Below are 15,376 nucleotides of genomic sequence, written 5' to 3' on the forward strand. Positions count from 1 at the left end.
AGACTATTCTTTTGCCATCTGGGCTAAAGGCCACGGACCTGACAGAACCTTGATGACCATTGAAGGTCTGCAGAGCCTCGCTGCTGGGATTGTCCAGAGACCAGACCTTGATGGTGTTGTTATTACTGCCAGAGACTATTCTTTTGCCATCTGGGCTAAAAGCCACGGAATTGACATCAGCTTGATGACCATTGAAGGTATGCAGAGGCTCACTGCTGGGATTTTCCGCATTCCACACCTTGATGGTGTTGTCATCACTGCCAGAGACTATTCTTTTGCCATCTGGGCTAAAGGCCACGGACCTTACAGGATATTGATGACCTTGGAGGGTTGATTGTATAGGAGTTTGCGCTACTGTCTCGGCTAAAGCGTTATAGGTTTCCCTCATCAGTCCATTTTTGTTGAGTTGCAGGTTATTTTCTACGTTGTCTAAGGCGAGAAGGAGAGGGTTAATATGTTTAGGGTTCGATAATTGCAGTTGAGCTGCGTTTGCTTGTGCAACGATGGTTTTTCTTTGTGCTTCTATCTTTTGTCGGTTAGCATCGATCGCAGTATAAAGACTCAAACCAGCAAAGGCCAAAATTGCAGCAATAACCCCTCGTTGGGTCCATTTATTTCGGGTTACTTTGTTACGAGTTTGTTCAATAAATTTCTCTGCTGTCCCATCGAGCATAGCTAAGTCACCATAGAGTTCCTGGTATCTCTTAGCCACCTCTAACCCGGCAACCTGCCATAAATCACCTTTTCCCTGGTGCCATTGTTGCGCTGCTTGTTCAATTCTACGCTCAATAATCATTCCCTCTCGATATTCTTGTTTCCAGTCCCCTAACATCTTCCAGTTACGGATTAACGCTTCATGTACCACATCAATAATAATTTTCGTTCTGGGATCTTCTTGTTGTGGTGGTGTTTGGGAAATCTCTTCTTTTTGCTCAACATTGGCACGAGTTAACAAACGATTATCCTTATTGGCCAAAAATTCTGTCACCCTATCTAATGTAGCTAGATCATGGCGAGAATTTTCCAATTGTCCTAACGTTACCCGTCGTCTGGTGTCGGAAATATCCCCTACTTGCACCAACTCCAAAAAGATGCGTTTAGCTACTGCTTGATCTGCTGGTGATAAACTTTCATATATCTCCGTCGCTCTATTTTGTAGGGTTCCTTCAATACCTCCCAACTGACTATAGGTTTCTAAGCGCAGACTGGTTTCCCCCTGTTCATGAGCCTGGTTCCATAACTCAGTTAAGGTATATTGCAACAAGGGTAAACTGCCGGGATAATCTTCTACATCATTGATTAACTGTTGCTTTAAATCAGGATAAATATATAACCCCACTTTTTGCGCTGGTTTAATGATTGCTTCTTCAATTTCCTCATGGTTAAGATGTCCCACATTGACAATGGACATCATCTCGCGAAAGGGTTGAAACTCTCGTAAGCGACTACGAAAATCATCACGCATGGCCAGAGTAATCTGTAAATTAGGCTTATTTTTCAATAAATCCAATAATTTGTTAATAAACTCCTTCCTTGTCTCCTCATCACATGAGGTGAAACATTCTTCAAACTGATCCACCATGAGAATAATGGGTGTATCTGGAGCAATATTTTCCAATCCAGCAGCACTCAATTTTTGCTGTAAAATCTCTAAAGGTTGGTTAGTGGGACTAAAGGGTTCAATAATGAGCCAATTATTACTACCAGCTATTTTTTGACCCCTTTTCAGTTCATAAAGTAACCCTGCTCGCATTAACGACGATTTACCGCTACCAGACGCGCCTAAAATGGCAACAAGACGCTCCTGCTCTTTATTTTTTAACTTATTGAGTAAAGTCTTGATAATTGTAGTTCTACCGAAGAAATAATCTGCATCATCTTTTTGGAACGCATTGAGGGCAACATAAGGACATTTATCCCGAAAGTCTCTCGGTTTCAGGGTTGTTAAAGGAATGGGTGCAGGAGAATTTTTATATTCAAACCGTTGTTCATGTTGAGGTTGATTATCTGCCAAAAACCCAAGAAGATGATCACTGTCTACTCGTTGCTCAGATTTGTCTTCCGGGTTTAACCCCTTTTTGAGTGCCTTGGTTAATTCACCTTCCTCAAAATTAGTATAAGCTTCACTATAACAAGTGGTCGCTGTAACAAAACAATAACGTTTATTATCAGGACAATATTTGAGCAATTCCCCACTATAACAACAATCTAACCAAACAATGACCTCTTTTGCCTTACTTTTTTGTATTTGTTCCCCTAACCAACTGATTCCCACCCCTTGACATTCTTCTTGGTTGGCTAAGCGATCGCTAGTTGCTAAATAAACTTCCACCTTACCATCAATTTCTTTGGGAACACCATGACCCGAAAAAAACAATAAAGCGGTGTCAGGAGGATTATGATCAGGAGGATTCAATAATTGTTCAATTTCTTTCTCTAAATAATTTTGTGTAACGATCGCATCATCTTTTATTCTTTGTTGTAAGTTCCCTTTACTATCCAGTTGTTGTTCACAGGGAATGCGTTGAATCTGTGTTTGCTGATATTCCCAATACTTCTCTAACAAACAGGCGATCGCTTCTGCATCTTGAGACGGTGCATCTAAGGACTTTAACCCTGATTTGTCACCATAATAGTCTATACCAATAATAAGGATCTGCGATCGTGAAGTCATTATAAAAAAAGATTCAGGAAATGAGCCAATAAAGTTAAGCTAGAAAGTATGAGTCTAATTTAGTATAATGTAGCTTATAGTTTGAACAAACATGACATTAACATTTCATAACACTCTCTTAGCCTATCTCTTATCCCTAAGAGATTATTCCCAATCTCTCACCCCTGAAGAGAAGAAAAATTTTCAAGAATTTGCTAAACAATTTCGCACTTATACCGACAGATTAGAATATAGCGAAATTGAAACCTTTTTAAGGGACAGTTTAATAGAAAAGATTGCAGGAAATACTCAACTTAATCAACTTTTTAAAATTTACCAAAATAAACTGGCTAACTCAGGAGAAATTCCTTCAGAAATATTGCCAAAACTGGAGAATCTTATTCAATTAGAAACAAGTCTGCAAAATAACTTTATCAGAATCAGAAAAGGGGACATCCCTGATATTGAAGACGATACCACTCCAGAAGGACAAGAACTAATTTTGCACAATGCTGTCATTCTTATCTCAGAATCACAACAACCTGAAAACATTCCTGATCAAATAACCTGGATTGATAAATTGAAACAATGGTTAAATTAAACAAGTCTATAGCAAAAAAACAAACAATTATCTAAAATATGAGTAAGCTATGTTATCCAACTATTGACTTGTTTATTTATGATTTGAAAAGTCCTCTCAATGCTCAAAAAGAGAATATTGAGCATAATCGTAATGTTTTTCAAGGAAGATTGAAACAGAAGTTAGATAGTCAAGCATCTCTATTTTGGAAGTTATCTTTTGTTATTTTAATAAATACTGAAGACCGTGGATTATTATTGCTTTGGATGATGCGTTTTATTCCTAAAAACAAATTTAAAGAAGCAAAAGAAGAAAACTCAAATTTGAGTTATCAAGCATTACTCAAACCTAATTTTCTAAAATTAAAAACTGATGAATTTGAAGGATATTTTTATCCTGTTCTTTTGCATGATACTTATGGTTTATTAGTTAATTGTTCTATTGGTAATAATGATAATAAAATTAAATCACAAGAAATTGAAGCATCTTTTAATAATATTAAACAAGAAGTTGATCAGTACAATAAACTGTATAAAAATATAACAATTGGACAAACTAAAATTATTTCAGGATGGTTAACAGAAGAAGAAAATAATAGAGAAACAATAGCAGAAGAATGTTATCAAAATATAGTCAATAAACCTGATCAATGGAATAATTGTTTATATGGACAAGGAAAGTTTTTTAATAGTGATATTTTTGAAATTTGGAATCCCTTATCGAGTTATTTAGAAGAACACCTATTAATTATAATTTTTTCAGATGAACAAAGCTTTAATAAAGCGAATAAAGATAACTATTTTCAAGATTGGATGAGATTATTTTGCCATCGTCATAAAATTATGTGGACTTATAGTCAAAGCCGTACTATTACAGATACCCTTAAATTTTACTATAGAGAAGTTGATACTATTACAAAAAAAATTAAACTCATTTCAGACAAAAATAATAACTTAGCTAAACTACAAACTCGTATTCAAGAAATTCAAACTATTTTAGACAAATTCACACGCAATCTTTTAGAACTAAACTTTTTAAAAGAAACCATTGAAATTAATTTAGACGGTTATATTAAACTAACAACAATTATCAAGGAAAAAGCAGGAGAAGAAAGTGATTTAAACTTTCTTGATAAATTTAGCAACCTAACGGAAACCAAATATCTTAAACAAATTGAAAAAGATGAAGCAAATATGAAATTAGGATTACAACTTTTAGAAAGTAATATTAACGCCTTACGAAGTCAAATTGAACTGGAAAAAGCAGAACGCGATCGCAACTTTCAAGATTTAATTGCTATTATTGGAGGAGGAGCAGCAACCATTACTATTATTGATTTTGAAGGAAATACCTGCAACAGAATGATACAGAGTTGGCCATTTAAGCAAGAAGAAAAGAGTTTTCCTTGTGATAGTTTTCTTTTTAATAGTATTATAACACCCACATTTTTTATAATTTTACTTTTCATATTAGCCTTAAGTATCAAATTGATAGTAAAAAAAATAAGGTTGTAACAGTTAATGGGTTTAACAAAATGTCGGTAGAAGTCCTCATCTATAAATTAAACTTCAGACTTCAGACTTCATTCAATGATCCATTAATCAAGACGATAAGCTATAGTTGTCAGTAGCTTAAAATAAACTAATCATAACGTCCTGATTTTAGTAGTCCTGAATGTTACCTGAGTCAACCCTAAACCAACTGAAAAGCGCGCTTCCAGACGGTCAATTACCCCCCAGTTACGGTGTTTACTTCAAAAATACCCTGGTTGCCCTTTGTCACGCCTTAGAAGACCATATTCTCCAAAGTACCCCCGATGATCCCCAACAACATCCCCTAGTTTTGGTGACCTTTCAACAAGGAAAATGGTACTTACAAGAAGCCGATCGCTATTATGATATTGCCCAATGTTCTCGTCATATTGCCATCTCTGCAGTTTCCGAAAGTGGGTTTGATAGTCATAAAACAGGAAAATTAGACAATGTATCCCTAGTTCATCTCAATGAAGAGGATATTTTAGTAGAAGAGTGGAATTTAGTCATTTTAGCCCCTGGATACGCAGCAATGGTACTGTGTCGGGAACTCTCCCCCGAAGAATATCGCGCTGACACCCAACCTCAAACAGACACAGAACGAAAATTTTACGGACTCTGGACATTCGATCGCCGTCCGGTAGAAGAAGCAGCTAAAATTTTAATTGAATCAACTCGGACTTATCACCCAGAATTAGCAGATCGCTTAACCAAAATGCAGGAGGCGATCGCAGCAACTCCCAAAGATGTCACCATCGATCTCAGTGGGGTTGTCTCTCGTATTGTCACTTATTTACAAACCTCTCAACAACAGTTAGTGACTATCAACCGTCAAAACAGGGAACTGGTAGACTTAGAAGGACAAGCATTAAAGTTAAACCGGAATTTAGCGGCCAGTAAGTTACAGGCGTTTTTACGGATGTCTCAACGGGTAGATGAAAGGGACGTTGATAATGGGGTTGCTTCTTTGCAAGTGGCAGCTTTAGCAGAAACCATCGGACAGCTATTAGACTTACCCACGTTGCAATTGAGACGTTTAAGGTTAGCAGGTTTATTGTATCGCATTGGTCTCGCAGAAGCTCCTAAAGAGGTGTTTACCCACACTCCCGATCAACTCAATGATTCTAGTTACGCTTTTTGGAGAGATAGGGCAACTTTAGGCGCACAATTATTATCTACTATGCCAGAATTAAAGGCAATTAAAGATATTGTTGGCCATCAACTGGAACATTGGGACGGAAGCGGTAAACCTAATGGTTTAAAAGGGGAAGAAAATAGCATTGAGGCGCGCATTTTAGGCTTAGTTTCTTACTTCCAAGAATTAAGCCAACCCAGAGGCGATCGCGCTGCATTAAGTTTAGGAGAAGCCTTAGAAAAATGCGAATCTCGCCGCGAAACTTGGTTTGATCCAAACTTACTTGATACTTTAGGCAATATTGTTAGATTAGCAGAAATGGGCTTAATGTGTTTACCAAGTCGCCCTAGTCAACTACCGGCTATTTGGTTAGAAGAAGCCACAAAATAAACTCACCCCTAACCCCTCCCGGGAGGGGAATATGAGGGGAATTTTAATATTTTTACCAATACAAATAATGTCAATTTAGAGGAGATTACCATGAGTACAACCATCAATTTATTGGATATTCGTAACGGCAAAATTAAAGATTTAGCTGGAGTTGATTTGTCAGGAATGGACTTATCAGGGGCAGATTTAACGGGGGCTAATTTATCGGGGGCAACTCTGAGGACAAACTTACGAGGGGCAGATTTAACGGGGGCTAATTTGATAAATGCAGACTGTCGTAATGCTGATTTAAGAGGGGCAGTTTTAGCAGATATTCAGGCACAAAATATTAGCTTAGCAGGGGCATTTTTAGCGGGTTCTGTGTTAAGTCATTTAGATTTTACAGGGGTTGACTTTCGGGGTTGTGATCTGCGAGGTGCAACTTTAATCGGTACTATTTTACAACAGGCAGATTTAAGTAATACTAATCTTTCGGGGGCTGATTTATCACAAGCAGATTTGGAAGAGGCTATACTAAGCGGAGCTATTTTAAGAGGTACTAATTTGACTAATGCTAACCTATTATGTGCCTACGTGGAACAAGCAATTATGGAAGGTACATTATTAACTAATACTTGTCTTGACGGGACTCCTTTGGACAATTAATAATTAACTTGGACTACAGATATCTATATTGTAGGGGTCAACGGCCGTTGACCCCTACGTAAATGTATATTCAGACTTTAAGAAGTTGGAATTTCCATAGTTCCTTTAGTTACTAAAACAGAAGATCCTCCCACACAAATATTGTTTATTTTTCCATCAGCTTTTTCGGTTCTTACTTCTAGAAAACTTGGTCTTCCCATCTCAAAACCTTGTTCTATTCGCCAGTTAAATATTCCATCTTTTTCTGTTTCACGAATACCTAAATATCCTCCAAAGGCAGTAGCAGCAGAACCTGTAGCTGGATCTTCTGCGACTCCTAACCCTGGCGCGAACATTCTTGCACGGATATTTGAACCCTTATTTTCAGGATCAAAACAGAAAACATAAAGGGAAGATGCCCAACTATTTTCTAATATTTGTTGCCAGCGATCGCTATTTAATTTAATCTGTTTTAAGGCTTCTCTATTATGAAGAGGAACAAACAAAAAAGGCAGTCCACAAGAAACTGCTTGAGTAGAATATTTATCCTGTCTAAAGTCTTCTATGTCTAAGCTTAAAATTGATGCTAATTCTTCTATTGATGGAACTTTATCTGAAAATTCTGGGAGTTGTGGTGAGGTTAATTCTGTATAAATTGGTTGCTTATTATTAAACTTTATTTTAATAGTAACTAACCCTACTCCTTCCTCAAAAGTAATATTTACATCATTATTTTTGTTTATTATATCATCAGTAATTCCTAAAATATAAGCTGCACCTAATGTGGGATGGCCTGCAAAAGGTAATTCTTGAGTTGGTGTAAAAATATGCAATTTTTTAGTCGCATTTTTAACAGTAGATTCTACTATAAAAACAGTTTCCGAAAAATTAAATTCTGCTGCTATTTTCTGCATTATTTCGGAAGATAATCCCTCTGCATTGGGAAATACAGCTAATTGATTTCCTCCAAATATAGTATCAGTAAAAACATCAACAGTATAGAATGAATAAGTCATCATCACTAATAATTTTAGTCTGTAGGGTGGGTAAAGTTAGGGGACTTTTGCTACTAATTAAAAATTATAATTGATTTTGCCCACCTATCCAACATATATTTTAAGATAAGTTTCTAGGGTGGGTAAAGTTGCTAGACTTTTGTAACTAATTAAAAGTTATAATTAATTTTTTCAACTTAATTATTATTGCTCAATTTTTCTGCAATTTCAAGACATTGTTTTAACGTAGCATTGGTTTTTATTGCTTGGGAATTAATATGAGTTATGGTAGCAGAAAAACCCTTGTTTTCTAAAGCTGTAATGAGTTGCGATCGCTTAGGAATATCTAATTTTCCTCGTCTTCCTATTTCTCCTAATGTATAAAAATAAGGGGGGAAGTTAGACTCATTGATCATAGTTGATAATAAATCGCTTACTTTTGTCCATTTTAAATTAATTGCTAAGTTTTTCATCGTTTTTAAATACTCTTGATTGTGTAAATCACCTAACCACATAGCACCAGAAAATGTGTAATTATAATACTTATTTTCTTGTTGATTATAACATCTTGATTTTCCTAACTGTTGATAAGAAATAGTTATATATTCTCCACAGTTGTGACAATATCCTAAAAAACCATAATTATCTAAACTCAGATTAATTTTAGGCAATAAACGTAGCATAACTCGATAAGTTTGTCCAGTAAAAAAAGAAAAAATTGGCTCAATTCCTAAACCCATTGTTGCTGCTTGTTGTAAGCAATTTCCTATAATTAATCGTAATACTTGTTCTTGTGCTGCTGGATGGGATCGACCATAAGATCCATAAACTTGTAAACATTTTTCGGGTAAATGTCCGGTTCCTGTGCGTCCATCTGTACAAGTTATGTAGATTAATCCCCCTATTTTTGTTGCCCATAATGCGGTACTCAAATAAGGATTAGGTGAACCGAAAGCATCCAAATCTACTAAATCATAGTAGTCTTTATTATTGTAACATTCAAAAAAGATATTATTAGCGTTTTTATAGGTGACTTTAGCTTTATTTTCTTCTAGCATAAAGCCTAAATTAGATTCAATAATTGCTTTATTTTCAGGGTTACTATCATTTGCCCAGATGTAGTCAGCATCGCTTTCTAAATAATAGCGTATGGAACGAACACCACACCCCGTCATGACATCCAAAACCCTTAACTTTCCTTGTTTTTGTTTATAAACTTTGGCAGCTAATACTCCTAAATCTCTGGTTATTTTACTGTGGGGACGATAGAAAGTATTTCCCACAGTAAAATAAGCTTTTTCTTCACAAATTAAAGATTCATAATTCATCAAAAAATCTCTTTACTCAGCTTTCTTTTTTTTGTCTTCCTCTTTTTTGAGTGCTGTTATTTTAGGTTCAAAAGGTTTTGCTGCATTGCGAACATTAAGAAATTTTCCTAGTAAATCAAACCAGAAAGGCGCACCCATAGCCATTGCGATCGCACTAATGATCCAACCAGATATACGAACAAGTATAGGCCGATTTTTCTTGTTGGGTTCACCATTGCTAGTCTTGGGTTCACCATTGCTAGTCTTGGGTTCACCATTGTTTATTGGGTTTCTTAAACCAATAATTTCACTTAAACTTGCTTCAGGAATAGATTTTTTAACTCCCTCTTGAAAAGCTATATCTTCTGCTTGACATTCTTTTTCTCCCTTGTCTTCTACACATTTGTAATATGTATTATATTTTTCAATATTGTCTTCAAAAAGTATTTTTGAATTTTCACTGAAGCGTGCTGCTAAGTCTGGATTTTTAGCTACTTTATCTACAATATAGAAAAAGTCAATATTTAGGAACATTGCAAGAAGGAATCCAATTAGGAACGATACACCTTTAGCGTTTCTTTTATAAACATCTATTGTTTTTTCTTCTGCTTTTTGAAATAGGCTTTCTAACTCTTGCTTAAAATCCTTAAGTTTTGGGCTTTCTTTTTTTAGCTTTATTGATTGAGCGATCTGAAGTAGAGGGTCTAATTGATTAATGCTTCGTTGTTTATTGTGAATTTCACTTATTATTTGTTTCACTTCACTTCTTTTTTGTTTAACCTCACTGATGTTTTTTTCACCTTCACTGATTTTTTGTTTAACTCCATTGATTTTTTTTTCAACTGCATCGATTTTTGTTGTAATTATACTAATCTTAGGATTATTTGGACTGTCTTTATTCAATTTTTCTGATTCTTCATTTAATTTTTCTGATTCTTCATTCAATTTTTCTGATTCTTCATTTAATTTTTCTGATTCTTCATTCAATTTTTTCAATTTTTGATCAAATTCATCTATTACATCATCTCCAAAATCTTTTTTAGTGTTGATGAGTGTTATAGGATTCTTATTATTTATCTTCTCGATAATTACGTCAACTTCAATACTTTGAGGATCATTAGGATCATTAGGATCATGGGGATTATTAGTAATAAAATTATCTAATTGTTCATCCAAGTGTTCTAAAACAGCATCTGCAAAATCTTCTTTCTTTATATAAGATGGACCTAAATTTTTATACAATGGTCTCCCACTTAGCCAAGTAGTTGTATATTGATTGAGAGATTTTATTCGATGAGTCTTATATATTGCATCTGTGAGAGTCTCTTTATTTCCATTATTTCCAGGTTCTTCACCTAACAAAATTGTGATAGAATCTTTTAAATTCTTAGCACGAAATTGCAAAAAGCTGGCGAAGGCTTCTTGAATTTCAGTTACCAACAAACTTAAAGTCAAATAAATTAAAATAATGGCAATAATTACCTGCAAAACACTAAATAGTGACATACTTTTTCTCCTTTAAATAATCTTTAATTAAATAGAACTTAGGAAAAGTAAGCTAATAAGTCCTAGAAAAAAGGTTAATGAGAGGTATTTTTTCATAATTAATCTCAGCTTTAAGGTGAATGAGAGGTTAGTTTGGTGTCACCTCGAAAATAGAAATAGACTCATTGACTATATAATCTAGTAAAGTCATAAAATTCTCCTTTCTTATTTATTTAAGATTCAATAAGCTCTGCAAATTCTTCAAAAACGAAATGTTCATCGCGATTAGCCTTACTTTTATCTGGCCATTTCACCCAAAAATGTCGCTCTTCAAATCGAGAATCTAAAACTGGATAATCTCCTGTTTCAATATCAACTAAAGTAGCAGGATCTAAATTACCAGAATCATCAGTTGATGGTTTAAGAATAGTCTTTGTCGTGATTCTTAATGTGGCCGGTTGAGGGGTTGGGGTATCGTTACTTTCTCCAATTAATCCTACTGTAATTGCTTCGGCCATTTTTTCGGCATCAAATAGATCCATATCTGCCTGAGAATCAACAAAACAACATTCCACTAAAATAGCTGGCATAGAAGTATTTCTGAGAACATAAAAAGCAGTATTTTTAACACCTCTATCCTTAAATCCTAGTGCCACAATTTCTTTTAAAACAGGCTGTGCAATACCTCGTGCTGCATTACTTATAGCAAAAACTTCACTACCTCTTGGGTTATTCGTGGGTTGAAAAGCATTAAAGTGAATGGAAACAAAAATATCCACATTATTATTGTTTGCTGTATTCACTCTTTTCCGTAAAGAATCATTAACACTAGAAGCAGAAGCAGGGGTACAGTTAATAACAGTATGACCTGCCGCTTTTAACTTGTTAATTAAACGATTTCCAACATCTTTAGTTAGATCATCTTCTTTTTTAATTCCTGATGCCCCAATATCGCGAGGGGGACAATTATGCCCAATATCAATTCCAAATTTCATGTTTACTTTCCTGTGGTAGTTTAGTCTAATGGACTTCTTGTACAGACAATTTTACTTAAAAGTGATGCCTTTCTAGCAAATATAACTTTTTTGTTACATTATAAACAGCTTATCTATTCTTATAATTTCTTTAAATAAATTAATAAAAACTTAGCCATAGTGTTAATAAATAAATTAATGTTCTAATCTTTTATAATTATGATAATTGTCTTTTGTTCTAACTGATTATTTTATTTTTATTTTTTTAAGTTAAGATAATGATAGACTATATTTTCTATAGTAATAGTAAAAAGGTCTTCTAGACTGTAATCTATATTTATTATGAACTTTCCTAGAATACATCCAGATACAATTGAAGAAGTTAAAGAAAAAATTGATATTTATGAGGTCGTTTCTGATTATGTTGTTCTCAAAAAAAGAGGACAAAATCATGTAGGTTTATGTCCCTTTCATCAGGAAAAAACTCCTAGTTTCACCGTTAATCAAAGCAAGCAAATGTATTATTGTTTTGGTTGTGGAGAAGGGGGGAATGGCATTAAATTTTTGATGGAAATTGGACAACAATCTTTTAGTCAAGTTGTCCTAGACTTAGCAAAACGCTATCAAGTTCCTCTCAAAACTTTAGAACCTGAAAAAAGACAAGAAATACAAAAAGAACTTTCTTTACGAGAACAATTATATGAAATTGTTGCTTTGACTAGCAATTTTTATGAACACGCACTACAAGAAAGTCTCGGAGAAAATGCTTTAAGTTATTTAATTGAAAAAAGAAAATTTAAACCAGAAACTATACAAAAATTTAACTTAGGTTATGCCCCCAGTGGTTGGGAAACTTTATATCGTTATTTGGTGGAGCAAAAACGTTATCCTATCGCTTTAGTAGAAGAAGCAGGACTAATTAAACCGAGAAAAAAAGGTAATGGTTATTATGATACTTTTCGCGATCGCCTGATGATTCCTATTAAGGATATTCAAGGCCGTGTTATTGCTTTCGGGGGGAGAAGTTTGACCGATGATGAACCAAAATATCTTAATTCTCCCGAGACTCCATTGTTTAATAAAGGGAAGACTTTATTTGCTTTAGATCAAGCTAAAAGTAGTATTCGTTCTTTTGATAAAGTGATTGTTGTTGAGGGATATTTTGATGCGATCGCTCTCCATGAAGCAGGAATTACTAATACAGTAGCTTCTCTAGGAACAGCATTTAGTGAAAGTCAATTAAAACAGTTATTAAGATATAGTAATTCAAAAAAAGTTATCTTTAATTTTGATGCAGATAAAGCTGGAATTAAAGCAACTGAAAGAGCAATTACCGAAATAGAATCACTTATTTATTCTGGACAAGTTAACCTAAAAATTCTTAATATACCCGACGGGAAAGACGCTGATGAATTTATAAAATCTCATCATAATGGGTCTGAAAAGTATCAAGAATTAATAGAAAAAGCCCCACTTTGGTTAAACTGGCAAATTCAACAACTATTAATCGATAAAAACTTAAAACAAGCAGATAATTTTGAACAAGTTGCCCAAGGAATGGTTAAAATGCTCAATAAATTATCAGACAGTAACCAACGAAGTTATTATATTAGCTATTGTGCAGAAATTCTTGCTCAAGGAGATGCTAGACTGCTGACACTTTACATCAAAAATTTACAGACTCAGTTAAGTAAACCCCTGACAAAATTATCTACAAAAAATAAACAAAAAACATTTATTAAACCAGAAACTCTGAATGTAAATAACTTATTAAAAGAAGCAGAAACTATTTTATTAAAGATTTATATTCATTATCCCCAACATCGTCAAGAAATATTTAACAAATTAGAAGAAAAAAGTCTTATTTTTAGTCTCTCAGACCATCGCATAATCTGGCACAAACTATTAGAAATAGAAGAAAATATATTAAATATCCATGACGCAAACAATCAACAATTTATCTCACAAATAGAAGCAAATATGGCTGATTTATCAGAAGTTTCCAGTAAAGTAAAAGAACTTTTAAACTTTCGGGAAATTGAACAATATGAAGATAGTAATCGCTTGAATTTGATTATTGACGCTGCTTTAATTTCTCTCGAAAAAGTAAACCTAGAAAAATATTGCAATTATTGTGAACAAAAATATAAAAAAATTAGTTCTCAAGAAGACCCCGTTAACTATCAATACTATTTAAATGAGTATCTATCTAGTAAGCAAAAAATATTACAACTCCAACCCTTAAGAAGTTTTTCCCAATTAGATATTTATAGTTAAAACTCTCCCGTCATTTCATTTATCATTTATCATTCGTTTGGAAGTAGGCTTGAAACCTCTCCCAAACTTTTTTCTCCCTAAAGGGAGAGGCTTGAAACCAAAATGTTCAATGTTCAATGTTTAATGTTTAGTCATTGCTTAGATTTAACGGGAGATACTAACAATTTAACGAAAAATATTCGGATTAAAAATTGTTGGTGAATTAGAAGGGCCTTGGTTTGAGTTAGTAGGAGTAGTAGGACTGGTTTCTAATTTTTCTCCTGTTCCTCCATCTGTCGCATCCAAGAAAGGGCGTAAATTAATACCATTAGAACGAGGAGAAGAAGGTCGACCTATTTGAGGTATAGTTCCGTTGAGAAGATCGTTGAGGGGGTTCCCGATACCACTACCCCCAGTAAAAGCGTTAACCCCTTGGCTATATTGTCCATCTTCTGCTGCTACTAGGGTTTGAAAGATTTGATTACGGGTAATTTCTGGATTTTTTCCAGGAGGAACCGTTAAAACAATACGACAACGGGGATCAGCTTCTGTGGTTACACAGATGGTATCGTAGTTATTTTCTTGACCGGTTCTTAATTCTAACAGGCCATCCGGTCGATACATCTCTAAACGACGACTGATTTCATTACAACGACGTTCTGCTGTCCAACCATCTCCCATATTACTAGGAATAGCCCAAGGATAGGGTTGCATCGACTGAGACTGAGGACGATACATTACCTTATATCTACCCTCATGGTATTGACATTCAAAACGAGTATTACTAGAACCAGTATTCACTGGAGGAGGTGGAGGAGTGGTCTGGGGGTTGGTATCAATAATGATATCATTACTAGCCTGTTGTGCTACGTTATAGTCGTAATCTTGAGGGTCTGCAATTTGATAATTTGTGTATTCACTAAGAAAGTTAAATAAGGGGTTAGCATTAACCACTGAACTAGAAAAGAGAATAATCAATGCTAAACCAGATCCTGATGCTTTGATTAAGGTTTTCATTGGGTTGAATAGTTGTTGATTCATTTAATAATTATGATGACGATATATATCTGTAACTGTTTCAACTTTAAGGGAAATAAGCAAATAATTGATCAGTAAATATGACAGTTTTTTAAGTGAACAATTAAATTCTCTAAATTTCCACTTATTTCTACTTTTTAACTTTCCCATTCTACTTTTATGAGTTCAGAGTTCGGAGTTCGGAGTTTCTATTATTACTTAAGATATTCATTGATTAAAATACCCTCCATTCCTTCTTTTTGACTTTTGCTTTTTGCATTTTACCTTTGCGTAGCGCGTGGTAAGTAGTCGGACATAAATATAGCGTTTCTCGGACTCACGAGGTACACCTAACTCCTGCCCCCTGCCTCCTGCCTCCTGCCTCAAAGCGATAACCTATGTACCTCACAAGTATGAGAAGTGCTATA

The 15,376-nt window shown here is 34.5% G+C and carries 11 protein-coding genes; 5 read left to right on the forward strand and 6 right to left on the reverse strand.

Features of this window, described 5'->3' with window-relative positions; all coding sequences use genetic code 11:
- Window positions 1-2,674: caspase family protein (locus QNJ66_RS23405; RefSeq protein ID WP_300511057.1), on the reverse strand; the 2,674-nt coding region annotated here is incomplete at its 3' end.
- A 91-nt stretch (window positions 2,675-2,765) separates the two neighbouring features.
- Between QNJ66_RS23405 and QNJ66_RS23410 the strand changes: the two genes are divergently transcribed.
- From QNJ66_RS23410 to QNJ66_RS23425, 4 genes are all read left to right on the forward strand, one after another.
- Window positions 2,766-3,254, forward strand: coding sequence for a hypothetical protein (locus QNJ66_RS23410; RefSeq protein WP_300511058.1), 489 nt, complete (start codon window positions 2,766-2,768; stop codon window positions 3,252-3,254).
- Window positions 3,255-3,292: 38 nt separating this feature from the next.
- On the forward strand, window positions 3,293-4,747 hold the full coding sequence (locus QNJ66_RS23415; protein ID WP_300511059.1) for a hypothetical protein: 1,455 nt from the start codon (window positions 3,293-3,295) through the stop codon (window positions 4,745-4,747).
- Between the two features lie 160 nt (window positions 4,748-4,907).
- Window positions 4,908-6,290 carry an HD domain-containing phosphohydrolase gene (locus QNJ66_RS23420; protein ID WP_300511060.1) on the forward strand — a complete coding sequence of 461 codons (1,383 nt, stop codon included), beginning with the start codon at window positions 4,908-4,910 and terminating at the stop codon, window positions 6,288-6,290.
- A 90-nt stretch (window positions 6,291-6,380) separates the two neighbouring features.
- A complete protein-coding gene (locus QNJ66_RS23425; RefSeq protein WP_300511062.1) occupies window positions 6,381-6,935 on the forward strand; it encodes a pentapeptide repeat-containing protein in 555 nt (184 codons plus the stop codon).
- A 77-nt stretch (window positions 6,936-7,012) separates the two neighbouring features.
- On the opposite strand, the gene QNJ66_RS23430 is transcribed toward QNJ66_RS23425, so the two are convergent.
- The 4 genes from QNJ66_RS23430 to QNJ66_RS23445 all read right to left on the reverse strand — a co-directional run bounded on the left by QNJ66_RS23430 (window position 7,013) and on the right by QNJ66_RS23445 (window position 11,696).
- Complete coding sequence (locus QNJ66_RS23430; RefSeq protein ID WP_300511069.1) at window positions 7,013-7,930, reverse strand: PhzF family phenazine biosynthesis protein; 918 nt, start codon at window positions 7,928-7,930, stop codon at window positions 7,013-7,015.
- A gap of 176 nt (window positions 7,931-8,106) precedes the next feature.
- Window positions 8,107-9,237, reverse strand: coding sequence for a tRNA (guanine-N1)-methyltransferase (locus QNJ66_RS23435; protein ID WP_300511063.1), 1,131 nt, complete (start codon window positions 9,235-9,237; stop codon window positions 8,107-8,109).
- A 12-nt stretch (window positions 9,238-9,249) separates the two neighbouring features.
- Window positions 9,250-10,722 (reverse strand): hypothetical protein, encoded by a 1,473-nt coding sequence (locus QNJ66_RS23440; RefSeq protein ID WP_300511064.1) that lies wholly within the window; start codon window positions 10,720-10,722, stop codon window positions 9,250-9,252.
- Window positions 10,723-10,934: 212 nt separating this feature from the next.
- Window positions 10,935-11,696 carry an N-acetylmuramoyl-L-alanine amidase gene (locus QNJ66_RS23445; RefSeq protein ID WP_300511065.1) on the reverse strand — a complete coding sequence of 254 codons (762 nt, stop codon included), beginning with the start codon at window positions 11,694-11,696 and terminating at the stop codon, window positions 10,935-10,937.
- Window positions 11,697-12,017: 321 nt separating this feature from the next.
- On the opposite strand from QNJ66_RS23445, the gene dnaG reads away from it, so the two are divergent.
- Complete coding sequence (gene dnaG, locus QNJ66_RS23450; RefSeq protein WP_300511066.1) at window positions 12,018-13,952, forward strand: DNA primase; 1,935 nt, start codon at window positions 12,018-12,020, stop codon at window positions 13,950-13,952.
- A gap of 165 nt (window positions 13,953-14,117) precedes the next feature.
- On the opposite strand, the gene QNJ66_RS23455 is transcribed toward dnaG, so the two are convergent.
- Window positions 14,118-14,972 (reverse strand): COP23 domain-containing protein, encoded by an 855-nt coding sequence (locus tag QNJ66_RS23455; protein WP_300511067.1) that lies wholly within the window; start codon window positions 14,970-14,972, stop codon window positions 14,118-14,120.
- Window positions 14,973-15,376: the final 404 nt, after the last annotated feature.

It is taken from the genome of Crocosphaera sp., assembly GCF_030064895.1.
In the GTDB taxonomy this organism is placed as follows: Bacteria; Cyanobacteriota; Cyanobacteriia; order Cyanobacteriales; family Microcystaceae; genus Crocosphaera.